The 21,460-nt window shown below is 48.3% G+C and carries 27 protein-coding genes; 23 read left to right on the top strand and 4 right to left on the bottom strand.

Annotated features, from left to right (window positions below; translation table 11 throughout):
* The first annotated feature begins 317 nt into the window (after positions 1–317).
* Positions 318–887, top strand: coding sequence for an RNA polymerase sigma factor (locus tag C7R94_RS21385; protein WP_106784459.1), 570 nt, complete (start codon positions 318–320; stop codon positions 885–887).
* Positions 868–2,562, top strand: coding sequence for a DUF4179 domain-containing protein (locus C7R94_RS21380; protein WP_106784457.1), 1,695 nt, complete (start codon positions 868–870; stop codon positions 2,560–2,562). Before C7R94_RS21385 ends, C7R94_RS21380 begins: the two co-directional genes overlap by 20 nt.
* 52 nt (positions 2,563–2,614) lie before the next feature.
* On the opposite strand, the gene C7R94_RS21375 is transcribed toward C7R94_RS21380, so the two are convergent.
* From C7R94_RS21375 to comA, 3 genes are read right to left on the bottom strand one after another with little or no spacing between them, the layout of a single operon-like run.
* The gene (locus tag C7R94_RS21375; RefSeq protein WP_047068835.1) at positions 2,615–3,076 is read right to left on the bottom strand and encodes a DUF441 domain-containing protein; all 462 of its coding nucleotides are present in this window, start codon (positions 3,074–3,076) and stop codon (positions 2,615–2,617) included.
* A 36-nt stretch (positions 3,077–3,112) separates the two neighbouring features.
* A complete protein-coding gene (locus C7R94_RS21370) occupies positions 3,113–3,829 on the bottom strand; it encodes a 2-phosphosulfolactate phosphatase (RefSeq protein WP_106784454.1) in 717 nt (238 codons plus the stop codon).
* Positions 3,820–4,641 carry a phosphosulfolactate synthase gene (gene comA, locus C7R94_RS21365; protein WP_106784452.1) on the bottom strand — a complete coding sequence of 274 codons (822 nt, stop codon included), beginning with the start codon at positions 4,639–4,641 and terminating at the stop codon, positions 3,820–3,822. Before comA ends, C7R94_RS21370 begins: the two co-directional genes overlap by 10 nt.
* 149 nt (positions 4,642–4,790) lie before the next feature.
* Between comA and C7R94_RS21360 the strand changes: the two genes are divergently transcribed.
* From C7R94_RS21360 to C7R94_RS21260, 21 genes are all read left to right on the top strand, one after another.
* Complete coding sequence (locus C7R94_RS21360; protein ID WP_007725730.1) at positions 4,791–5,054, top strand: YqhV family protein; 264 nt, start codon at positions 4,791–4,793, stop codon at positions 5,052–5,054.
* A 78-nt stretch (positions 5,055–5,132) separates the two neighbouring features.
* Positions 5,133–5,612 (top strand): CD1247 N-terminal domain-containing protein, encoded by a 480-nt coding sequence (locus C7R94_RS21355; RefSeq protein WP_106784449.1) that lies wholly within the window; start codon positions 5,133–5,135, stop codon positions 5,610–5,612.
* 138 nt (positions 5,613–5,750) lie between these two features.
* The gene (gene spoIIIAA / locus C7R94_RS21350; protein ID WP_106784447.1) at positions 5,751–6,713 is read left to right on the top strand and encodes a stage III sporulation protein AA; all 963 of its coding nucleotides are present in this window, start codon (positions 5,751–5,753) and stop codon (positions 6,711–6,713) included.
* Positions 6,701–7,219, top strand: coding sequence for a stage III sporulation protein SpoIIIAB (gene spoIIIAB, locus C7R94_RS21345; protein WP_012686020.1), 519 nt, complete (start codon positions 6,701–6,703; stop codon positions 7,217–7,219). The genes spoIIIAA and spoIIIAB overlap by 13 nt, the downstream gene beginning before the upstream one ends.
* 16 nt (positions 7,220–7,235) lie before the next feature.
* Positions 7,236–7,439, top strand: a complete 204-nt coding sequence (gene spoIIIAC / locus C7R94_RS21340) for a stage III sporulation protein AC (RefSeq protein ID WP_007725726.1) — start codon at positions 7,236–7,238, stop codon at positions 7,437–7,439.
* A 13-nt stretch (positions 7,440–7,452) separates the two neighbouring features.
* Positions 7,453–7,842 carry a stage III sporulation protein AD gene (spoIIIAD, locus tag C7R94_RS21335; protein WP_016739903.1) on the top strand — a complete coding sequence of 130 codons (390 nt, stop codon included), beginning with the start codon at positions 7,453–7,455 and terminating at the stop codon, positions 7,840–7,842.
* A gap of 16 nt (positions 7,843–7,858) precedes the next feature.
* Positions 7,859–9,055 (top strand): stage III sporulation protein AE, encoded by a 1,197-nt coding sequence (spoIIIAE, locus tag C7R94_RS21330; protein ID WP_106784445.1) that lies wholly within the window; start codon positions 7,859–7,861, stop codon positions 9,053–9,055.
* Between the two features lie 8 nt (positions 9,056–9,063).
* Entirely contained in the window at positions 9,064–9,741 is a 678-nt protein-coding gene (spoIIIAF, locus tag C7R94_RS21325) for a stage III sporulation protein AF (RefSeq protein ID WP_047068843.1), read from the top strand.
* Positions 9,742–9,772: 31 nt separating this feature from the next.
* Positions 9,773–10,468, top strand: a complete 696-nt coding sequence (spoIIIAG, locus tag C7R94_RS21320) for a stage III sporulation protein AG (RefSeq protein ID WP_106784443.1) — start codon at positions 9,773–9,775, stop codon at positions 10,466–10,468.
* Positions 10,469–10,481: 13 nt separating this feature from the next.
* On the top strand, positions 10,482–11,156 hold the full coding sequence (locus C7R94_RS21315; protein ID WP_106784441.1) for a SpoIIIAH-like family protein: 675 nt from the start codon (positions 10,482–10,484) through the stop codon (positions 11,154–11,156).
* Positions 11,157–11,363: 207 nt separating this feature from the next.
* Positions 11,364–11,861, top strand: a complete 498-nt coding sequence (gene accB / locus C7R94_RS21310; RefSeq protein ID WP_047069477.1) for an acetyl-CoA carboxylase biotin carboxyl carrier protein — start codon at positions 11,364–11,366, stop codon at positions 11,859–11,861.
* Positions 11,862–11,877: 16 nt separating this feature from the next.
* The gene (gene accC, locus C7R94_RS21305; protein ID WP_047068847.1) at positions 11,878–13,233 is read left to right on the top strand and encodes an acetyl-CoA carboxylase biotin carboxylase subunit; all 1,356 of its coding nucleotides are present in this window, start codon (positions 11,878–11,880) and stop codon (positions 13,231–13,233) included.
* A gap of 69 nt (positions 13,234–13,302) precedes the next feature.
* Positions 13,303–13,719 (top strand): Asp23/Gls24 family envelope stress response protein, encoded by a 417-nt coding sequence (locus tag C7R94_RS21300; protein ID WP_012686027.1) that lies wholly within the window; start codon positions 13,303–13,305, stop codon positions 13,717–13,719.
* Between the two features lie 153 nt (positions 13,720–13,872).
* Positions 13,873–14,430 carry an alkaline shock response membrane anchor protein AmaP gene (gene amaP, locus C7R94_RS21295; protein WP_106784438.1) on the top strand — a complete coding sequence of 186 codons (558 nt, stop codon included), beginning with the start codon at positions 13,873–13,875 and terminating at the stop codon, positions 14,428–14,430.
* 12 nt (positions 14,431–14,442) lie between these two features.
* Positions 14,443–14,655, top strand: coding sequence for a DUF2273 domain-containing protein (locus C7R94_RS21290; protein ID WP_012686029.1), 213 nt, complete (start codon positions 14,443–14,445; stop codon positions 14,653–14,655).
* Positions 14,656–14,702: 47 nt separating this feature from the next.
* Positions 14,703–15,107, top strand: coding sequence for a transcription antitermination factor NusB (nusB, locus tag C7R94_RS21285; RefSeq protein ID WP_069844622.1), 405 nt, complete (start codon positions 14,703–14,705; stop codon positions 15,105–15,107).
* Positions 15,108–15,126: 19 nt separating this feature from the next.
* Positions 15,127–16,089 carry a tRNA (adenosine(37)-N6)-threonylcarbamoyltransferase complex transferase subunit TsaD gene (locus tag C7R94_RS21280; protein ID WP_106784436.1) on the top strand — a complete coding sequence of 321 codons (963 nt, stop codon included), beginning with the start codon at positions 15,127–15,129 and terminating at the stop codon, positions 16,087–16,089.
* A gap of 88 nt (positions 16,090–16,177) precedes the next feature.
* Entirely contained in the window at positions 16,178–17,032 is an 855-nt protein-coding gene (folD, locus tag C7R94_RS21275; protein ID WP_106784434.1) for a bifunctional methylenetetrahydrofolate dehydrogenase/methenyltetrahydrofolate cyclohydrolase FolD, read from the top strand.
* Positions 17,033–17,144: 112 nt separating this feature from the next.
* A complete protein-coding gene (gene xseA, locus C7R94_RS21270) occupies positions 17,145–18,527 on the top strand; it encodes an exodeoxyribonuclease VII large subunit (protein ID WP_106784432.1) in 1,383 nt (460 codons plus the stop codon).
* Complete coding sequence (gene xseB / locus C7R94_RS21265) at positions 18,496–18,750, top strand: exodeoxyribonuclease VII small subunit (protein ID WP_047068855.1); 255 nt, start codon at positions 18,496–18,498, stop codon at positions 18,748–18,750. The genes xseA and xseB overlap by 32 nt, the downstream gene beginning before the upstream one ends.
* Complete coding sequence (locus C7R94_RS21260; RefSeq protein WP_106784429.1) at positions 18,747–19,649, top strand: polyprenyl synthetase family protein; 903 nt, start codon at positions 18,747–18,749, stop codon at positions 19,647–19,649. Before xseB ends, C7R94_RS21260 begins: the two co-directional genes overlap by 4 nt.
* A gap of 53 nt (positions 19,650–19,702) precedes the next feature.
* On the opposite strand, the gene C7R94_RS21255 is transcribed toward C7R94_RS21260, so the two are convergent.
* A complete protein-coding gene (locus C7R94_RS21255) occupies positions 19,703–21,397 on the bottom strand; it encodes a M3 family oligoendopeptidase (RefSeq protein ID WP_106784427.1) in 1,695 nt (564 codons plus the stop codon).
* Positions 21,398–21,460: the final 63 nt, after the last annotated feature.

Raw genomic sequence — 21,460 nt, 5'->3', positions numbered from 1 at the left:
ACGTATAGGAATTTATCATATAACTTCCGGAGCGCATGAAAACTTTCCGATTAAACGCGGTCGCTCCTCCTTGAAAAGGCATCGGTAGGAGGTTTTCTTAAGTGGAGACGTCCAGTGAATCCCCCTGCTGGCGTGTCAGAGTCGAAGAGAACTGTGCTTTTTCTTCTCTTCCACTATGGTGACTCAAACTTTTTTTAAAACTTTTTTAAAAAATGTATTCATTTATGGAAAGAAAATACAAGTTGATCCGTTAATCCATACGAGCCTGCCAAAATGAACGCTGCGCAGCGAACTTTTTTGAAATAGGAGGACTTCCTTTGCAGGATGATTGGTTGCTTATACAACAGGTACAAAAAGGGAATCGGGATGCCTACGCGCACCTGGTCGACAAGTACAAAGTACGATTATACAGCTATCTTTATCGAATGACGGGGCAGCAGCAGGATGCCCAAGACCTGACACAAGAGGTTTTCATCAAAGCGTACTGTCAGCTGGACAAATATAAGCCGACAGATGCTTTTTTGGCCTGGCTGTATCGGATTGCGTCCAACTTGTGTATAGACGCGTGGCGCAAGAATAAGCACTACGTCAAAACACCTTTGGAAGAGACAAGATTGATTGAATCCGATACACCCGAGAAAGCTTATTTGGAAAAAGAAAAGCAAGATACCTTGCAGCAGCAAATCATGGCGTTGGGTGAAGAATACCGCGTTGTGTTTTTGCTGAAATACTTGGAACAGATGAGCTACAAAGAGATTAGCGAAATTTTGAGTGTTCCGGTTACAACTGTACAAATGCGTATCCATCGCGCCAAGAAAAAGCTCCGGACTAGTATCGCGCAAGAAATGTCAGGAGGTGCTGCAATCTATGAATTGCTCCAAAACTGAAGAGTTGCGCAAGTATCTGACTGGTGAGCTATCTGCAGGTGAAGCTAAACTGCTGGAACGACATGTCGAAGACTGCCTGCTCTGTCAGAGGCTGATGATGGAAGAAGAGGATAGCAGGGAGGAGTTCCCGAACCTGCACGTTCCAAGCGCGTTGCCCTCAGATTTTACTTCCCAGGTGATGACAGCGTTAGAGCAGGTGAAATTGCCAAAGCCAAAACTAAACTGGAAAAAAAGGAGCGTAAACATTTTGAAGAGAACAGCTTTAGCTGTAGCCAGTGTTACGGCAATCATTACGTTTGGGTCCATGGTGTCTCCGACTTTTGCGAACTACGTAAACAGTGTCATACAATCCATACAGGGCATCGACCAAGGAATGAAGCAGGCAGCAGAGAAGGGTTATGTTCAGGAAATCAATAAAAAGGTGACGGATCAAGGAATTACATTGGTTGTAAAAGAAGTGGTTGCGGATCCAGTGCGGATGGCGATCATTGCCAATATCGTGGACCAAAATGGCAAGCGTATCCCGTTTGATGTGGAAAAAGACGGATTGTCCCTTACGTACAAAACCAAGTCAGGTGAAGAGCTGAATCCAGGGGGAGGGGGCTATACCTACGGTGAAGAAGGAGAGTATCTTGTCGTCAGCCATGATATTTTCCGATTCCTGAAAGATAGCAAGTCATTGCCGGATGAGATAATCGTCGGTGTCGAAGCAACTATACTGGGTGGGAAAGAAGGAAGCTGGAAGGTCGAGTTTCCCCTTGATATGAAAAAGACAAGGGAAGTGGCACACCATACAGAGATCGGACAAAAGTACACGACACCGCAAGGAATAAAAATCATATTGCAAAACATAATGACGGTTCCAAGCACAAGTTTGCTAGAGATGGAAACAGTCTGGACAAAAGAAAGAGAAGAACAAATCCAAAAATGGAAAGAGCAAAACGGATGGATTGTAAAAGAACCAAAAACAGGTGTGTTCACAGAAGCGGAGAGAATGGAGAGGTATTTCATCGACATGGGAGTAGCGTTCCAACTATTCGATGAAAAAGGGAATGTAGTAGCAGGATGGGACGATGCCTTACATGAAGAGCTTAACCAGATTCGTAAGAACAACGTAAAGCATTCGTACCGAGGAAAAGTACATGATGACGGGAAAGGAGTTACGAAATGGAATGGGATAACTCCACTAGCAAAGGATCAAACGTACAAATTAAAAATGCACTCCCTGTACCTGTATGAGCCATCGAAATTTCAGGCAACCATCCCGATGGATATCTTGTTAAAGGGTAAGGTGACCGTGACGAACAGTGACAGTACCTATAACTTAACGGGCTTTACCTTAAAAACAACGGAGGACGAAGAAAAAATCGGGGATGAGACCTATTTGGGAAAAGGTGCACTGATTTCGTTCTCGGCTATACTGCCAGAAGGGATCGTCTACACGACGGAATGGACGGCACAGGATGAGTCCAAACAAACCTACAATGTATCGCTTAGAGGAACAACATATACAAGAGGCAAGGATGGACGGGTGCATGTTGCAGGAACATTCTTCATCCGCGACCTTGAAAAACAGCCAAAAGAATTAAAGCTGTCTCACGCTATTCAACAACGCCAATATCAGGACCTCAACTGGGAAGTTCCATTTGAGATGTCGAATAACGCCAAACGTTAAAGCAACATAGACAAATCCCCCTCCTATGTATAAGAGGGGGGATTTTGTTTTTTTATTTGCTTCCAAACCACTCCCAAAGCTTCAACACAAACGCTGTAATACCAGCAGCCATCAAAGGCCCGACGGGAATGCCCCGAAAAAACACAATGCCAATAATCGAGCCAATGACGAGTCCTACAATCATATGTGGCTCTGAGCGCAGCAAATCGAGTCCTTTTCCATTCATCCAGGTGGCAATGGCCCCACCAGCCAGTGCGGTTAAGCCGACGACCGTAGTGAAAAGAGGCGTGACGTCTTTCCATGATATTTTTTCGCTGGCGAATGGAACCAGTACGGAAATGGTCAAAAAGAGCAGCCCGAGCTCCAATCCGCGCCGTTCTACTGTTGGGAAAAAACGCTCCAGTGCCGTTAGCTTCAACACCAACAATATACTTGCGGCAGTCGCAATAATAGGTGAGCGCCCGATAAGACCGATAACGATTAGGATGACTAGCATCACTTCTCCAGACATCATTGGCATCAAAACCCCTGTCCCTGTTCTCCTTTCACATTATGAGACAAGGTGTGGGAGTATGCGTTTCTCCTTGATATAAGGAACGATTTGATATTGATCCACTTGAGCGCAGTACCGTATATCGCTTGCGAGATGGTGTTGGATGAGCCTTTTTCCTGTTGTCGTGTGGGGTAACAGCTGGCTCAGTTTTCCAGCGTAGTAAAGGTAGCTCGCTTTAAGTACTTCACCCAGATCACAAATTTGGATGCTCGGTAACGCTTGCTGTGCCTGTGCAATCATCAAGCCGGCAGCTAGACCGTCTTCCAGAGCGAATTCCGACCGAGTACCTGCACAGTACAGCGTAATATCGAGATGATACGAAAGAGCGTGCTGAGTGCATGCGGTGGCATTCAAGAAGCAGCCAATCAAGAGAGCGGCGGCGCGTTCTGCTTTTTGGATGGCGCGAGTCCCGTTTGTCGTGGTCAAAATAAGCTGGCTTCCCGTTTTCCCCAGTGCTGCGATTTCGGTTGGTGAGTTGTTGCAGTCGAATTCGGGGATTTTCTTACAGTGGCGTTCACCGGCTAAAATACAGTCATTGGCGCGGAGAGAGTTCGCTTGCCCAATGGTTTCGACCGGGATGACGCTGCGAAATCCATTCCCTAATGCAGTGACAATCGTACTGGAGGCACGAAGCACATCAATAACGACGACTACATGATTGCTGATCTGTTCAAAACGAATTTCTTCCACGGTCGGCACCACTTCTATTCGCACGGATAACACCTCCCTCTATCCATGATAAGGGCTGTATCGCCGCGCAATCCTCGCCGAAGAGTCTCCACAGAGAATACATCCGTATAGGCAATATTTCCGAGATTGACGTCGCTGCCAAGGGCCTTGATGAAGCAGACCTGTTGATCTTTTTGTGGTGCTTCCCAGATCAGGCGAGAGGCTTTTTCTTTGGCCGCCGTGACAATGTCCAAAACGAAGGAATCATCAATCTTGCCATCTCCGTCACACACACCGACAGTACCACTTTCTCTTGCTTCCACAATGACGTGACTGGCACCATTGTGCAGGTCAAAGCTGAGTGTCTCCAGCAATTCCTCTCGACATGCGCGATACTCCGCTGTTTTTTTTCCGACCTCTGTGTAGACCACCAAATCATTGTCCAACGCGTAATTGATGGCTTCCTGACGCTGTGAAAAGGTTAAAGGGAATGTTCCATCAGATATTTCTACCGCAGAAAAACCGAGTGACCGAATCAGCTTCATATAATCTGCAATGGTATTGTGACGAATGGCGATTTCAAAAAAAGTTCCTCCGGGCATGATGTGTACGCCATATTGTTTTGCGAGGCTCAGTTTTTGGTTGAGTAATTCGAGGGGATACAGAGCAATGGTGCCAAAACCGAGTTTGTATAGATCGATATAGGGAGCAGCCAGTGCTAACAAGTCGGAATATGCAGTAAGTCCAAGGCCTTTGTCAATGACCATGGTTAAGCCCTTCACGCGAGGCTTCTCACGTATTTGCCCGGACGGGTTTGCCCAGCTGTCAGGCAAAAACGACTGATCATACTCTATCATCGGCAAGTTCCTCATTTCTTCTAGGCGTATGGTTCAGTGTATGCCCAGTGAAGGGGAGGAGTGAGGGCAAAAGCCTATAGAGATGATTCAAAAAGTGCTGAAATGATGTGGTACAGGCATAGAGTGAAAGGAGGGGAGGACGAGACGGTATGTTGGAAAAAGCAATTATGGGTATGGCGGCACTTCGGGTCTTTTCGGGCAGTATCGAAATCATTGCAGCTTTGCTCATTTTAAAAGTGAATCAGGTCGAAAAAGCTCTGCTCATTAATTCAGGTCTTGCAATCGTCGGACCAATCATCTTGATCACTACTACGACAATCGGTTTATTAGGGATGTCGGATCGCGTTAGCTTTGCCAAAATTGCTTGGATTCTGGTGGGGATCTCCTGCATTTTGATTGGAGTTCGCAAATAGTTTCCATTTCCCTCCATTTGTAAATGCGATCATGATGGGGAACGATAAGTGGGAGAGATTGGATGGGAGGGAATGTGGATGCCAGAATCATTGGCGAATCGAATCGCATACTTGCAAGGGTTGGCAGATGGACTGGATGTAGGCGAAAAGAGCTCCGAAGGAAAAATTATGGTAGAGATGATTGAGATTTTAAATGAGGTGGAGGGTCAGCTGCGAGAGCTTCACGCGCGAGTGGAAGAGGCAGAGGATTATGTGGAGGCTTTGGATGAAGACTTAGAGGACATTGAGCTCTACCTTTTTGAAGACGATGATGACTTGTACGAAACTGTTGTCGATTGTGAGGACGATGACGACGAGTACGCCACTTTCTATGATTTGGATGATGATGAAGACGCACAACTTTACGAAGGACAAGTAGATCCTCATCTCGATACGACCTACGAGTTCTCATGCCCTAACTGCCAGAAAGAAATCTATCTGCACGAAGGCCAAGATGAGGAAGGTTTCAAACACTATGTAATAGAGCCAGTGGATAACAAGAAAACGAATAATCAATGATCCCATTGGGGAAAGCTTGCACTCGTGTTCTAGCACGAGAGCAAGCTATTTTTTTTGCATAAATCTCGTCCACCTCTGCATAGGATGGAGGTAAGTCAAAGTGGACAAAGGCAGAATGCTGCAAAAGGAGGGTACCTGATGAATGAGATCTTGGCGATTTTGCCAGCAACTTTACGCACGATTTTGACGGCCCTTCCTATCGCGGTAAGAGAGAATTTGGAAGAGATTCGGCTTCGGCAAAACCAGCCGCTGGAAGTCCGGTTTGGCCAACAATCCAGCTATGTGACATCGTCGGGGCAAATCACCTCAATACCCGCGCAAGGTTGGCTTTTTTCAGCAGAAGAGGCTGCAAAGCTCTTAAACCAGGTCAGCCAGCATTCTCTCTATGCCTTGGAAGAAGAGTTGAAAAGGGGTTACATCACGGTGGTTGGCGGTCATCGCATTGGCATTGCGGGGAAAGTGGTGCTGGACAAAGGAGAAGTGAAGGGAATCAGAGATGTGACCAGCTTCAACATCCGGATTGCTCGCGAGAAAAAAGGCGCGGCCAAGAAGGTCATGCCGTATTTGTTTGAGGATGGCAAACTGCAAAACACGCTTCTCATCTCCCCACCCCAATGCGGGAAAACAACCTTGTTGCGTGATATCGCACGAACCATCAGCTACGGGAGTGAGTGGTCTTCAAGTCGCAAGGTAGGAATTGTGGACGAGCGTTCTGAGTTAGCGGGATGCTTGCAAGGAGTTCCTCAGCGAGATGTCGGTCCGCGAACGGATGTGCTGGACGCTTGCCCGAAAGCTGTAGGGATGATGATGCTGATTCGCTCCATGTCTCCTGATGTTCTGATTGTGGACGAGGTGGGAAGAGCGGAGGATGGCGACGCAGTCTGGGAAGCGATTCATGCAGGTGTAGCCGTCATTTGCTCGGCGCATGGAGCGAGCGTTAAGGAAGTAGCCGAACGCCCCATGCTGGGCAAGCTGATTCGATATGGAGCCTTTTCCCGCTATATCGTACTCAGCCGCGCAAAAGGTGTCGGAACGATCCAGGCCATCTACGATCAAAGGATGAACCTGGTGGAAAGGGAGAAGGTTGCATGGTCAAGCTGATGGGAGCCGTACTCATCCTGTTTTCGGCGTCGATGGTTGGTTGGCAGATCGGCAAGTATTACGCGAATCGTCCCGTTCAGCTTCGGGCTCTGCTCGTTGCTCTGCAAATGCTCGAAACGGAAATCGTGTTTGGGATGACTCCATTACAGCGGGCGTTTGTGAAGGTCGGTCATCGCGTTTCCGAAGAGGTGGGGAAAGTATTTCTTCTGGCCGCGGAATTCCTTCAGACAGAAAAGGCGCATTCGGCTGAGGAAGCCTTGCAACAAGCCATGAATAGACTCTGGACCCAGACAGCCTTGCGCAGACAAGAGCGAGAGGTGCTTGAGAGTCTAGGTCAGGTACTCGGATCATCCGATCGGGAAGACCAGCAAAAGCATTTGCGCCTAGCTGTCACCCACCTGCGAGGGCTGGAAGAGGAGGCTCGAGCAGAACAGGAAAAGTACGAAAAAATGTACAAGAGTTTGGGCTTTTTAGGTGGACTCTTGGTCGTCATCCTGATGTTCTAAAGGCGAGGTGTTCACAGTGGATTTTGATTTGACACCTGTTTTTCAGATAGGAGCAGTAGGGTTCATTACAGCCATCCTGCATACGGTCCTGAAGCAGGCGGGCAAGGAAGATATTGCGCATTGGGCAACTCTGGTCGGATTCATCATTGTCCTGTACATGGTGTCCCATTACATCGGTGACTTGTTCTCCGAAGTAAAACGCGTCTTCCTGTTCAACTGAGGAGGGGCTCCAGATGGAGATTGTACAAATTGTCGGACTAGGACTGGTGGCTACGATTCTCGCGCTAGTCATTAAGGAACAGAAGCCGATGTTCGCCTTTTTGCTGGCGATCGCGAGCGGAGTCATCATCTTTTACTTTCTCGTCGGAAAAATAGCAGATGTCATTCGGATTTTGGAAAGATTGGCGGTTCAAGCAGATTTGAACCTTGTGTTTCTGGAAACGATTCTAAAAATCATCGGAATTGCCTATATCGCTGAATTCGGTGCACAGATGACCCGGGATGCTGGACAAGGTGCGATTGCTTCGAAAATTGAGCTCGCTGGAAAAGTCCTCATATTGGTTATGGCTGTACCGATCATCCAAATCATTATTGAAACAGTGATCGACTTGTTGCCGGCATAAGGGAGGTGGGATGTCCATGGCACACACTTGCAAGCTGATCCTGTTCTGGTTCCTGCTCCTTGCCTTGTTTCCAGTTACCGTGTCAGCTGCTGCGACAACCACTGTGGCACCCGCATCGGGTCCGATTAATCAAATCGTGCAACAACAGGTCGATCACTTGCAGCTAGACCGAGTTGAACAGTATTGGAATCAGTTGCAGCGCGATTATAAAGGGTACTTGCCCGATTTGAAATCGGAAGGCTTTATCCAAATTCTCATGCAGCAAGGTGAACTCAGTATTTCAGGAGTCCTGCAAGGAATGGGCAAGTTCATCTTTCATGAGATTTTGATGAATGGCAAGCTGCTCAGCTCCATCATTATCATTACGGTCTTCGCGATGATTCTTGAAACGATGCAGAACGCCTTTGAACGCAATGCGGTATCGACAGTAGCGTACTCGATTACTTATCTCGTCTTGATGGTACTTGCGATCAACAGCTTTCATGTCGCCATTACCTATGCAAAAGACGCAATCGCGAACATGTCTGATTTCATGCTGGCCATGATCCCGCTCGTCATCGCGCTGCTTGCTTCGGTAGGCAATCTGGCATCCGCCACAATGTTTCACCCGCTGATTATCTTCATGATCAACACCAGCGGGATGATTATCTCTTATGTCGTGTTCCCGCTTCTGTTTCTATCGGCGATGCTCTCTATCGTCAGCCTGTTTTCTGAGAGGTACAAAGTTACGCAGTTAGCGACCTTGCTACGCAATATTGCAATGGGTGTCCTTGGCTCGTTTCTGACGATCTTTCTCGCCATCATTTCCATACAAGGAGCGACTTCAGCCGTTGCGGACGGGGTTACTCTCCGAACAGCGAAATACATTACTGGCAATTTCATCCCGATAGTAGGCCGTGTGTTCTCCGATGCGGCAGATACCGTACTCAATGCCTCGCTCCTGGTCAAAAATGCGGTGGGCTTGGCGGGAGTTTTGATCCTGATCATGCTATGCGCGTTTCCGGCTTTGAAGATACTGGTACTGGCTCTGATCTACAATCTGTCATCTGCCGTACTCCAACCGCTTGGAAACAGCCCGATCATCAGTGCGTTAGGTACGATTGGGAAAAGTCTTTTGTTCGTCTTCGCTGCTTTGGCAACGGTCGGCTTGATGTTCTTCCTAGCGATAACGATCATTATTGCGGCGGGCAACATCTCCATGATGGTTCGGTAGGTGATGAGATGACGTGGTTAACACTGTGGTTGAAAAAAATTATCCTGCTCGTCCTTTTGGCTGCCTTCCTCGATCTGATCCTGCCCAATACGACACTGCAACGCTACGTAAAAATGGTGATGGGCTTGATTCTCCTGCTGACGATCATTTCCCCTGTGTTCAGTCTGTTCAGCCTCTCGCAGGAAGATTTGGCCTTTCGTCTGGATCGATACCAACAAGAGCTGAACAAGCCTGCTTCGGCAGAGTGGAAACGCATCACTGACAAGCTGCTCGGTCAACAAAACGAACAGATGACCGCTTACGTCCAGTCACAGGTAGCGTCCTCAGTAAAAGCCAGTGTCAAAGAGCAGTATGGCGTAACTGTCGAAGATGTCACGATTACCGTCAATCAGCAAAATCCGGAACAGCCCACCCTTGAGCGAATCGAGCTGGTAGTCGGTGACGCGAACAAGGAAGAGCAAAAAGGGCAGAGCACGATTGAACCGATTAAACCTGTCCAGCCTGTTGAAATTACGATTGGCAAACCCATTGAAATACAACCTGATCCCAAAACAGAAATGGCAGCAACAGCTCATCATGACAATCCTCTTTACGCCCAAATCACAAACGATGTCGCCAAAGAGTGGGGGCTCTCGAAGAGCCAGGTCGTCATCAAAGACGAATCGAGAGAAAGAGAGAAACAGTAGCGGATCCAGTCAGTGAAGCGAGGTGAAAACAATGAACCAATTATGGGAAAAGCTGAAAAGTCTGTTTATGAAGCAACAAGGCGAGACGATGCAGGAAGAAAAGAAAATCGCAGTAGGGAGCAAGGGGAAAAACCAGAAACTGAAGCCGCTGCATTATTTCATCGTCATTTTGGGAATTGGCGTAGCTATCATGATTCTGACGGACTTCCTCAGAGTGGAAAAAGACCAGCCACTCGGATTTGGAGATATAGGGAGTGAGGCGCCAGGTCCTTCTGGAGGCGATGCTGCTTCCCAGGTGTTGGGGGGATCACCGACTACCGATGTCATTGCAGAATATGAAAACATTTACGAGACGCAGCTTCGCGATATCCTCGCTTCTGTTGTCGGCGTCGGCGAAGTAGAGGTCATGGTCAATCTGGAATCAACACCAGAGCTGGTTGTGGAAAAAAACCGCAATATTCGTACCTCAACCAATCAGGAAATGGACAAAGAAAAGGCAACCCGCAATCAAAATGACCAGTCACGAGATGAGCAGGTCGTCATCGTGCAAGGCGGCAAGCAGGATGCCCCCGTTATTGTGAAGACGCTAAAGCCGAAAATCCGCGGGGTCCTGGTAGTAGCGAAAGGGGCCGATAACATCCAGGTTAAAGCGTGGATCACTGAAGCCGTTCAAAAGGTTTTGGATGTTCCCGCTTATAAAATATCCATTTTGCCCAAAAAAGGGTAGGAGGTAATGGCGAATGATTCTGCGAAAACAAACGGTATGGTTGTTGACAATGCTTGCTGTCATGGTTGTGCTCTCTGGATACTACCTGGTGAAGGGGCCGCAAGAACAGGTCCCAACATCAGGACAAGAGCAAGCCGTCCAGAAGCAAGAGCAAATTTCTGGTGTGGTTGTTGAATCCAAGCAAGTAGATCAAGCCCCGAAAGCAACGCCTGTCGATCAAGCGCCAAAGGCAAATCCGGTAGACGGAAAAAGTGGCGCGCAGGAAGCCAAGACTCCTGCTGCGCCAGAAGCGAAACCAGCCGCAACGAACACGGTCGTCCCAGTAGCAGAAACGGCGAGTGAAATTTTCCAAGGCTACAAAATGAAGCGTGAAGCAATATTGGCGCAACAAAAAGACGAACAGCTAGCAATCGTAAACAATACGGATTCCTCTCCGCAGGCAGTAGCAGAAGCGATGGCCAAGTTTGAAGAACTGTCCAATATGGAAAGTGCTACGATGACTGCAGAAGAAATGCTCAAGGCGAGTGGCTACCAGGATGCGGTCGTAACTGTCCAAAATGACAAGGCGACAGTCATTGTACAAAAAGATAAATTAAGCGCAAACGAGGTCGTGGAAATTATTGCAAACGTAAAGCAGCACTTGAATATTCCCGCGACAAACATTAACGTACAATACAAGTCATCCTAATCAAGCTACAGTATTTTCTCGTTATAAGGGATAGGAGAAACGGGCATGATGGTAAGGATTTTCTCGCTTCTGTTGGAAAAGAAGCGGGGAAATCCTTTCTTGACGTGGTATTGGCAACAGGCTACCATGGATTTATGGTTTGCCAAAAGGATACATAATGGACTCCACGAACCTCTATTGAAAGAAAAGAAGGAGTGCTTGTTCGTAATGAAAATGCATGAAATCCGCGAAATTATTAAGTTAATTGATCAATCATCCATTCAAGAATTTAACTTGGAAACAGAAGGTGCCAAGGTGTCTCTGAAAAAATCCAATGGTACGGAAACGATTGTCGTCACGCAACCAGCGGTTCAAGCTCCTGTTGCAGCACCAGTAGCACATATCCCGGCTCAGCCAGTTGTCGCAGCAGCACCAGTCGCAGCAGAAGCTCCGAAAGCAGCTGTACAAGCATCGGATGACGCAAATCTCCACAAGATTGTATCTCCAATGGTAGGGACTTTCTATAGCGCACCAGAACCAGGCAAGCCGCCTTACGTACAAGCTGGTGACAAAGTGACTGCGAGCAAAGTCGTTTGCATCGTGGAAGCCATGAAGCTCTTTAACGAAATCGAAGCAGAAGTTAGCGGCGAGATCGTGAAAGTGCTCGTAGAAGACGGCCAATTGGTTGAGTATGGCCAAGCATTGTTTTTGGTGAAGCCAGAATAAGGTGGGGGAGAGCGGAATGTTTCAAAAAGTATTGATTGCCAATCGCGGGGAGATTGCCGTGCGTATTATCCGGGCATGCCGCGAGCTGGGCATTCGTACGGTCGCCGTCTACTCCGAAGCGGATCGTGAAGCGCTTCATGTGAAGCTGGCCGACGAAGCCTACTGTATTGGTCCCAAGGCATCCAAGGAAAGCTATTTGAATATAGCAAACATCATGAGTGTAGCGACCAAGGTAGGGGCAGACGCCATCCATCCTGGTTATGGCTTCTTGGCAGAAAACGCTGACTTTGCCGAGATTTGCACCGCCTGCAACATTACCTTTATCGGTCCAGACCCAGAAGCCATCGTGAAGATGGGGGACAAGTCCACGGCCAAGGATACGATGAAAACGGCAGGTGTTCCTACTGTACCAGGTACGGAAGGGCTGATCGAAGATGTGGCGGACGCTGTCGTCACCGCAAACGAGATTGGCTATCCTGTCATGGTCAAAGCGACAGCGGGTGGCGGCGGACGCGGCATGCGCGTAGCTGTAGACGACGAAGATTTGGAAAAAGCGATCCGTCAGGCGCAAAACGAAGCGAAAACAGCTTTTGGCAATCCAGGAGTTTACTTGGAGAAGTTCGTGGAAGGTCCACGCCATGTGGAAATTCAAATCATGGCAGACAAGCATGGCAATGCTGTATACCTGGGTGAGCGCGACTGCTCCATCCAACGTCGCCACCAAAAGCTGATCGAGGAAGCTCCATCTCCAGCATTGAGTGAAGAGCTGCGCCGACAAATGGGTGAAGCTGCTGTTGCGGCGGCGAAAGCCGTTTCCTATCATGGGGCGGGCACTGTCGAGTTTTTGCTGGACAAACACGGAAAGTTCTACTTCATGGAAATGAATACACGTATTCAGGTAGAGCACCCGGTAACCGAGCTGGTGACTGGCTTTGACCTGATCAAGGAGCAGCTGACCGTAGCGGCAGGCCAACCATTGTCCTTTACGCAAGAGGATATCAAAATGGATGGCTGGGCTATTGAATGCCGTATTAATGCTGAGAATCCCGCGAAAAACTTCATGCCTTCGCCAGGTCGTATCACGGAATATTTGGCGCCAGGCGGCTTTGGTGTGCGCGTAGACAGTGCAGCATATGCGGGATATTCCATTCCGCCATACTACGACTCTATGATCGCCAAGCTGATTGTGTGGGGCAAGGATCGTAACGAAGCGATTGACCGTATGAAGCGTGCTTTGGGCGAATTTGTCATAGAGGGTATTACGACAACGATTCCATTCCATTTGAAAGTATTGGAGCACGAAGTATTTGTCAGCGGGCATTTCGATACGAAATTCTTGGAAACCTACGACTTGAACCTGGATGAAGAGTAAGTAGGGCTGATTTGTAAAAATACGGTGTGCTTGGTATAATGAATTACAAATTAGAGGGAGGTGCGAAGCATGGAAGAGTTTACTCCAGACTTAGACAGAACAGAACTTGGTAAGGTCCAGATCGCTCCCGAAGTGTTGGAAGTGATCGCCGGCATGGCTGCGTCCGAAGTAGAAGGTGTGGCGCAAATGAGCGGCGGTTTCGTAGGAGAAATAGCTGAACGTTTAGGCCGTAAAAATATAGCGCGTGGTGTGCGTGTAGAGGTTGGCTCCCGTGAAGCAGCAGTGGATGTTTCGATCATTGTCAAATACGGACATCGCATCCCGGAAGTCGCTCGAAATATTCAAGATAGTGTACGCAATGCAATTGAGAGCATGACAGGTCTTTCTGTAGTGGAAGTAAACGTACATATCGTTGATGTTGAGTTAAAAGCAGAAGAAAAAGTACCGGCTCCAGTACCGGTTGAAGAACACCAGCGCGTGCGCTAACAAGCAGCGGATGGATGCCCCCTACGAACAGGGGGCATTTTCCTCATTTGAAAACATTGATTTTGTTTAGGCTTTGAGCGTAAATTCATGGAGTTTTCCGGAGCGTGCCGTGTTTGTCTCCTTTTTCAAACATGGCTGAAAGGAGAGGTGCTTGTGAACTTGTTTGACCGCTTTATCTTGACGATTTATAGCTTTGCCCTCATTGTTTTGTCCTGCATCGCGATAGCAGCGACCAGCGGATTGATCCCGCAAGATTTTTTCCGTCCATATGTGGATCAGATGCTGGCGGGTACGAACATCACCTATCTCATTGTCGCGATTATTTTCCTCGTAGTCAGCCTTCGCTTCTTTTTCAGTTCTTTCCGCTCTAACAAGCCTAAAGTAGAACGGGGAATCCGTCAGCGCAGTGATTTGGGTGAGGTCAACATTACGATTCAGACGATCCAGACCATTGCAGAGCGTGCAGCCCGCCGAGTGAAAGGAGTGCGCGATATGAAAACGATAGTCAAAGCACTCGAGAGCGGCAATATGATCACCCTGCGTGTTTCGGTAGATGGAGAAACGCCATTGCCTGAACTGACTCAGAAGCTGCAGGCTGACGTGAAAGAGCAAGTCGAGGGGATTGCTGGTGTTGACATTTCTGAGGTGGCCATCGTCGTGACGGAAGTAGCTCAGCAGGAAAACTACGCGGCTCGTAAACGTGTGGAATAGAAGGTGAAGTAAATGATGCGGGAGTTAATGTGGGAACACAAGGGGAAGCTAATGGGGGTTTTTGCCGGACTTTTTTTAGGCATCATCTACCTTCTCGTGGGATTTTGGGATACACTGGTTTTTGTTGTGTTTGTCGGTACTGGGTATTATATTGGTCGCAAGCTCGATCATAAGGAAGACTTGCGTGAAATACTCGACAAGATTTTGCCAGGCAAGTTTCGGTGACATTAGAAAAGTCCGAGCTCATTTTAATTAGTAGGTGAATGAATGGTATGAAACGAAGAACAGCACGAGAAAAAGCAGTCCAATGTCTTTTCCAAATCGATATGGCAGAGGTTCCATTAACCGATGCGGTTGCCCTCGTCATGGAAGAATCCGAGGAAAATGCACAGTATTTGCGTTATCTCCTTGATGGTGTATTGAAAAACTTGACTGAGATTGATTCAGAAATCAAGAAGTATCTGCGTGGATGGCAATTGGAACGCATCGCCAATGTAGACCGCGCTATTCTTCGTCTGGCTTTTTACGAGATCATGTTTGAGCAAGACACACCTGACAAAGTCGTGATGAACGAAGCGATTGAGATCGCGAAGCTCTTTAGCGACGAGCAGTCCCATCGGTATATAAATGGTGTGTTGTCGAGCTTCTTGCAATCACGTGAAACCAAGCAGGCGTAATTAGGTAGGAGATACAAGCATGAGTAAGGTAATGTTGGGAATCGACACGAGCAATTACCGGACATCACTGTGCTTGGCTGAGGAAGACGGCCGAATTGTCGCAGAAGCAAAACGCCTTCTGAAAGTAAAGGAGGGCAAGCGCGGACTGCAACAATCCGAAGCCGTCTTTCAGCATGTGATGAACCTGCCGGAATTAAGTGAAGAGATGAAGTGGAAGGACTACGAGATTGCAGCGATTTGTGTAAGCGAGAAGCCGCGTCCGCAAGACGGATCGTATATGCCTGTATTTAAGGTAGGAGAGGGCCTGGCGAAATCGTTGGCGACTTATTTGCGCGTTCCCCTGCACTTGACGACTCATCAAGAGGGGCATATTGCGGCGGGGGAATACACCGCTGAGGTGCGTCCGACAGAAGACCGCTTTTTGGCTGTACATTTGTCCGGGGGTACCAGCGAGTTGCTGCTGTGCGAGCGTCATGCAGCTGGTTATGCCATTGAGAAAATCGGTGGGACGATTGATCTGCACGCAGGTCAACTAGTCGATCGGATTGGTGTTGCACTCGGTCTGTCCTTTCCTGCGGGTCCTGCGCTGGAGCAGTTAGCAAAGGGAGCAACAGGTGCGTTTCGGATTTCTTCAGCGGTTGACGGGCTTTCCTTTAGTTTTTCTGGACCGGAAGCCTCGCTTTTGCGGGAAGTGGAGAAGGGGAGTACGAGCCCTGCTGAGATTGCGCGGGCGACAGAGCAATGTATTGCCAATACATTAGAGAAGTCATTGCGCCATGCAGTAGAGCAAGGCTGCCCGAAGGACATCTTGATTGTTGGAGGAGTAGCTGCCAATTATTACATACGTGAGCGGCTGATCAAACGTCTGGAACACCCTGCCGTGAAGGCGAAACTGTACTTCTGTGACCCCGTTTACTCCGGTGATAATGCCTACGGAGTCGCTATGTTGGGGTGGATGAAGCAAAAGGCGAACATTAAATAAATGCGAACTTTTTATAATTCGCCTTTACAGCTGAGGGGGAAATCGGTACACTTAACGTATCGACGTTGATAAAGGAGGCATTTTCTCCATGGCTGCAACCATTCTCCAGGGAAAAGAAGTAGCACAGAGTATTCGGGCCGAATTGGCGAACGAAGTAGCTGAATTGAAAAAACAAGGGATCGTACCGGGTTTGACCGTTGTCATTGTGGGAGACGACCCAGCTTCTCACTCCTATGTGCGGGGGAAAGCAAAAGGCTGCGAGGAAGTCGGAATTTCATCCGAGATCATTATGAAGGACGCTGACATCACAGAGGAAGAGTTGTTGGTTATCATTCAACAGTTGAACGAAAATCCGAACGTTAATGGGATTTTGGTTCAGCTTCCTCTTCCTGCTCATATTTCAGAGCATGCGGTAATTGAAGCCATTGCTCCTGAAAAAGATGTGGACGGTTTCCATCCGATTAGCATAGGCAACATGGTATTAGGAAATGATACGATGCTTCCATGCACGCCGCACGGGATTATTGAATTGATCAAGCGCACAGGCACCCCGTTGGCAGGCAAACATGCAGTGGTGATCGGACGCAGCAACATCGTTGGCAAGCCAGTCTCATTGCTGTTGCAACAGGAAAATGCTACGGTAACCATGTGTCATTCTCGCACGCAAAACCTCGAGGAATACACGCAGAAGGCGGACATCCTCGTCGTTGCAACCGGTAGGGCTCATATGATCGGTAAGGAGCATGTCAAATCGGGAGCTGTCGTCATTGACGTTGGTGTGAACCGCATCGAAACGGGTAAGCTGGTTGGAGATGTCAAGTTCGACGAGGTCAAAGAAGTGGCTAGCTTTTTAACCCCAGTTCCAGGCGGTGTTGGCCCTATGACGATTACCATGCTGCTGAAAAATACCGTTGCGGCAGCGAAAAAGCAAGCAAAACAATAGAAGAAAATCGGCAACTTATTATAGAATGGATAAGGCATAAGCTTTATCCATTCTTTTGCATAGTCCTTGTTACATGCACGGCAAAGCCAAGTTTTTGTAAAGGAGGGGCCGCATGGCATTACAAGATATCTTATCCGTCAGTGATCTCAATCGTTATATTAAGCTGGTGCTGGAAAAGGAACCCTACCTGCAAGATATATGGGTGAGAGGGGAAATCTCTAATTTTACCCATCACTCCAGCGGTCATATGTATTTCACGCTAAAGGACAAGCAATCACGCATCAAAGTCGTCATGTTTGCGAGTCATAACCGCTTTCTGCGTTTCTTGCCCAAAGATGGAGCAAAAGCGATTGTGCGCGGGTCTATTTCTGCATATGAACGGGACGGGGCGTATCAGCTGTACGCCAAAGAGATGCAGCCAGATGGTCTCGGCTCGCTTTATTTAGCATTTGAGCAGCTAAAAGAAAAATTGGCCCAAGAGGGGTTGTTTGCAGCAGAGAGAAAACGGATGCTCCCGCGTTTTCCCAAACGTGTCGGTGTTGTCACTTCTCCGACAGGAGCTGCCATCCGAGATATTTGCACAACGATTCGCAGGCGATATCCGCAGGCAGAGATCGTACTTTCACCAGCCGTTGTCCAAGGTGCGGATGCACCCGCATCGATTGTCTCCGCTATTCGGATCATGAACGATCAGCCTGACATTGATGTTCTCATTGTAGGGCGAGGTGGTGGTTCCATTGAGGAGCTGTGGGCGTTTAATGATGAAAACGTCGCAAGGGCAATTGCTGCATCACTCATCCCCGTCATCTCCGCTGTAGGACATGAGACGGATGTGACGATCGCCGATTTCGTAGCAGATGTCCGTGCAGCTACGCCGACAGCGGCTGCTGAATTGGCTGTACCGCATTATTTGGAGTGGGTCGAGAGAGTACGGCAGCTCGAAATACGGATGCATCGAGCAGTGCGCGGCACAATGACTGAGCAGAGAAACCGTTTGACACGATTGAGCAATTCGTATGCGATGCGCCAACCGGAGCGTAGGCTGGAGGAAGCCGCAGAACGATTGGATCGGGCACATTTGCGGATGCGCCAATCGATGAAGCATTTGCTGGACAGAAGACGCGAACGCTATACGCGATTAGACGAACAGATCAAGCGCTATCGCCTCGCTGATCAAATCGAGGATAAAAGAAAAAATCTGTCTAAACTCCGCGCCACCTTGGACGAACGGATGCTGGGGCGTCTCAATCAAAAAAGGATGGCATTCGCAGCTCGCATAGCTACATTGGAAGCATTGAGTCCACTGAAGGTCATGCAGCGTGGATTCTCACTCGTATACACCGATGACAGACTCGTGAAATCGGTGGAACAGTTTGCCCCTGGCGACGAGATCATGGTACGATTAAGTGATGGCAGTGCGACTGCACGTGTGGAAAAAGTGAACCGGAAGGAGGAGAAGCAGAGTGGCTCGCAAGAAAACGGAACAAGAGACTGATATGCAGTTCGAGGACGCGATGAAACGCCTGGAAGAAGTCGTCAATCGACTTGAGGAAGGAGATATTCCTCTCGAAGAAGCGATTACCCTATATCAAGAAGGAGTAACTCTTTCCAGAATTTGTGGTCAAAAGCTGGATGCAATCGAAGCAAAGATTACCCAGTTGGTGGAAGAAGACGGACAAGTAAAGCAGAAGGCTTTTCGCGTGGAAGGAGAATTATGATCGGCGTGCATACATTCGAGAGTTATTTGGTAGAGAAGACCGCCTATATAGAACAAAGACTCCTGCCAGCGCTTGAACAGCAAGGAGTTCCGGTAAACTTGTACGAATCCATGAAGTATTCGCTCATGGCAGGCGGAAAAAGGCTGCGTCCCATGTTGGTGTTGGCAGTCCTCGAAGCGCTGGACAAGCCGATTGAACGGGGTGTGGCATTTGCGGCTGCCCTGGAAATGATACATACGTACTCCTTGATTCACGATGACCTCCCTGCGATGGACGACGATGATCTTCGTCGCGGAAAACCGACCAATCACAAAGTATTCGGTGAAGCAACAGCGATACTCGCAGGAGATGCCTTGCTGACTAGAGCATTCGCATATATCGCAGAAGCTTACATGGATCGCACCGATGTTTCAGCGGCTACTACTGTGAAACTGATTGCGGAGCTGGGAAAACGTGCAGGAGCAACTGGCATGGTCGGCGGACAGATGGCTGATATCGAAGGGGAGAGCAAGCGCCTTAACCTGGATCAGCTCGAATTTATCCATCGGCACAAAACGGGTGATCTCTTGATCGCAGCTCTGCGCGGGGGAGGCTACCTCGCAGAAGCATCCGAAGGCCAAATGGAAGCATTGACACGCTATGGTGTTTGCATTGGTCTGGCTTTTCAAATTCAGGATGACATCTTGAATGTGGAAGGGGATGCCCAAGAGCTGGGGAAAGCAGTTGGCAGCGATGCCGATAGGGAAAAGGCGACGTACCCATCGCTTCTTGGTCTAGCCGAATCGAAGGCGCGTCTTGACGAATTGATTGCGGAGGCAAAAGCAGCGCTTGCAGATGCGGGAATCGAGAATTCAGCACTAAGCCCTTTGGCGGACTATGTGCGTGATCGCAATAAATAAGGGAAAGCTGGCAGCCCATACGGGGATTGCCAGCTTTTTTGTATCCCTACCTATTACAAGCTTTTATCGTCAATGCTGTTTAAGAATTGTTCAATCTCGCCAATCACCGATGGAATGCAGTCGTCCTCAAATGGAGAATAAAGCTTCGCCACTTGTACCAGCTCGAGGAACGATTTGCTTCCGCCTTCGCGGCAAAGCGTCAAATAATCCGCCCAAGCTTGTTTTGGCTCAGATTGAGATCGTTTCCAAAATTGGAACGCGCAAATTTGGGCCAGTGTGTAGTCGATGTAATAGAAGGGACTTTGGAAAATATGCGTTTGCTGCTGCCAGAACCCGCCCTCCTCAAGATACTCGTTTTGGGCATAATTGCGATGCGGGAGGTACTTGCGCTCAATTTCACGCCAAGCCTGTTTACGCTCTGCCGGTGTCATATCTGGGTTTTCGTAGACAACGTGCTGGAACTCATCAACAGACACGCCATACGGAATGAACTGGAGTCCGCTACTCAGATGAGAGAATTTGTATTTGTCGGTATCTTCCTTGAAAAAACGCTCCATCCATGGCCACGTCAAAAACTCCATGCTCATTGAATGTATTTCACATGCCTCATAGGTTGGGAAATGATATTCAGGCACCTCAAAATCTCGGCTTACATACACCTGAAACGCATGTCCTGCCTCGTGCGTAAGTACGTCGATATCTCCGGATGTACCATTAAAGTTGGCGAAAATAAAGGGGAGCCTGTACTGGCTGATGTATTCACAGTAGCCGCCAGTAGCTTTTCCTTTTTTACTCAAGAGATCTAAACAGTCGTTGTCCAGCATGAAGTTGTAAAATTCGTCCGTTTCAGGTGACAACTCGGCATACATCTTTTTCCCGTTTTCCACAATCCATTCCGGCGAGCCTTTCGGGCTTGGATTCCCTGTAGCAAAATCAAAGGAAAGATCGTAATACTCAAGTGTATCGACACCAATGCGTTGTCGCTGACGTTCGACGAGCTTTGACGCTACGGGAACGATGTGCTCGAGCACTTGCCGGCGGAATTTGGCAACCATTTCTGCATTGTAATCGGTACGGTTCATACGTGCATAGCCTAGCTCCACAAAGCTATTGAAGCCGAGTTTTTTGGCGATGCGTGTGCGTACCTTGACGAGCTGATCGTAGATGCGATCAAAATCATCCGTATGTTGCTGCATAAAATCATACTTCGCTTCATTAGCGCGCTTGCGCATGTCTCTATCCTTCGCAATTGTAAAAGGAATCATCTCTGAAAGATTTCGCTCTTCTCCTTCAAACATGATTTTGGCCGAAGCTTTCAGTGCGACATATTGACTCGCCAAACGGTTTTCTTCCTGCAAATCAGAAATGACTTCGGGCGAAAATGTACGGAGTGTGCTCTCCGCTATGCGGAACAGCTGTGCTCCCCATTTTTCCTCCAATTCAGCGCGGAAGGAAGAATCGACGATCGCCTGATAGTAGCGGGAAACGATTCCGGTATACAAAGGAGTTGCTTCATCCCAATAGTCCTGCTCCGCTTTGTAAAAAGGATCTTCTGTATTGATCGTGTGGCGGATTTGTGCGACATTCCGTGCAGACTCCACTTCTTGTCGCAGTTTGTTCAATTGAGCCATGATCGTATCTTGCTCAGAGAAGCTTGCAGCATGTTGAAACGCTTCCAATAATTGCGTGAATTGTTCTTCAACTTTGTCCATATCCATGCGCTCATACTGAATTTGTGAGAACTTCACGGATGTCCACCTCTTTTGTTCGGAGTATGTATTCAAAAACATCTTACCAGAAAATGCAAGATA

The sequence above is a fragment of the Brevibacillus sp. NRRL NRS-603 genome (assembly GCF_003013445.1).
GTDB classification, from domain to species: domain Bacteria; phylum Bacillota; class Bacilli; order Brevibacillales; family Brevibacillaceae; genus Brevibacillus; species Brevibacillus formosus.
The sequence above is the reverse complement of the archived record's forward strand: the minus strand, read 5'-3'. Positions and strand labels throughout refer to the sequence as shown.

Bases quoted from the DNA above. Each gene is read 5' to 3' on its own strand.
- C7R94_RS21355 (WP_106784449.1), top strand. From the start codon at position 5,133: ATGCCAGAATCATTGGCGAATCGAATCGCATACTTGCAAGGGTTGGCA.
- C7R94_RS21315 (WP_106784441.1), top strand. From the start codon at position 10,482: ATGATTCTGCGAAAACAAACGGTATGGTTGTTGACAATGCTTGCTGTC.
- spoIIIAB (WP_012686020.1), top strand. From the start codon at position 6,701: ATGGTCAAGCTGATGGGAGCCGTACTCATCCTGTTTTCGGCGTCGATG.
- C7R94_RS21280 (WP_106784436.1), top strand. From the start codon at position 15,127: ATGAGTAAGGTAATGTTGGGAATCGACACGAGCAATTACCGGACATCA.
- C7R94_RS21290 (WP_012686029.1), top strand. From the start codon at position 14,443: ATGATGCGGGAGTTAATGTGGGAACACAAGGGGAAGCTAATGGGGGTT.
- spoIIIAA (WP_106784447.1), top strand. From the start codon at position 5,751: ATGAATGAGATCTTGGCGATTTTGCCAGCAACTTTACGCACGATTTTG.
- C7R94_RS21380 (WP_106784457.1), top strand. From the start codon at position 868: ATGAATTGCTCCAAAACTGAAGAGTTGCGCAAGTATCTGACTGGTGAG.
- xseA (WP_106784432.1), top strand. From the start codon at position 17,145: ATGGCATTACAAGATATCTTATCCGTCAGTGATCTCAATCGTTATATT.
- spoIIIAG (WP_106784443.1), top strand. From the start codon at position 9,773: ATGAACCAATTATGGGAAAAGCTGAAAAGTCTGTTTATGAAGCAACAA.
- accB (WP_047069477.1), top strand. From the start codon at position 11,364: ATGAAAATGCATGAAATCCGCGAAATTATTAAGTTAATTGATCAATCA.
- comA (WP_106784452.1), bottom strand. From the start codon at position 4,641: ATGATAGAGTATGATCAGTCGTTTTTGCCTGACAGCTGGGCAAACCCG.
- C7R94_RS21375 (WP_047068835.1), bottom strand. From the start codon at position 3,076: ATGATGTCTGGAGAAGTGATGCTAGTCATCCTAATCGTTATCGGTCTT.
- spoIIIAE (WP_106784445.1), top strand. From the start codon at position 7,859: ATGGCACACACTTGCAAGCTGATCCTGTTCTGGTTCCTGCTCCTTGCC.
- spoIIIAF (WP_047068843.1), top strand. From the start codon at position 9,064: ATGACGTGGTTAACACTGTGGTTGAAAAAAATTATCCTGCTCGTCCTT.
- C7R94_RS21260 (WP_106784429.1), top strand. From the start codon at position 18,747: ATGATCGGCGTGCATACATTCGAGAGTTATTTGGTAGAGAAGACCGCC.
- C7R94_RS21360 (WP_007725730.1), top strand. From the start codon at position 4,791: ATGTTGGAAAAAGCAATTATGGGTATGGCGGCACTTCGGGTCTTTTCG.
- nusB (WP_069844622.1), top strand. From the start codon at position 14,703: ATGAAACGAAGAACAGCACGAGAAAAAGCAGTCCAATGTCTTTTCCAA.
- folD (WP_106784434.1), top strand. From the start codon at position 16,178: ATGGCTGCAACCATTCTCCAGGGAAAAGAAGTAGCACAGAGTATTCGG.
- C7R94_RS21300 (WP_012686027.1), top strand. From the start codon at position 13,303: ATGGAAGAGTTTACTCCAGACTTAGACAGAACAGAACTTGGTAAGGTC.
- spoIIIAD (WP_016739903.1), top strand. From the start codon at position 7,453: ATGGAGATTGTACAAATTGTCGGACTAGGACTGGTGGCTACGATTCTC.
- accC (WP_047068847.1), top strand. From the start codon at position 11,878: ATGTTTCAAAAAGTATTGATTGCCAATCGCGGGGAGATTGCCGTGCGT.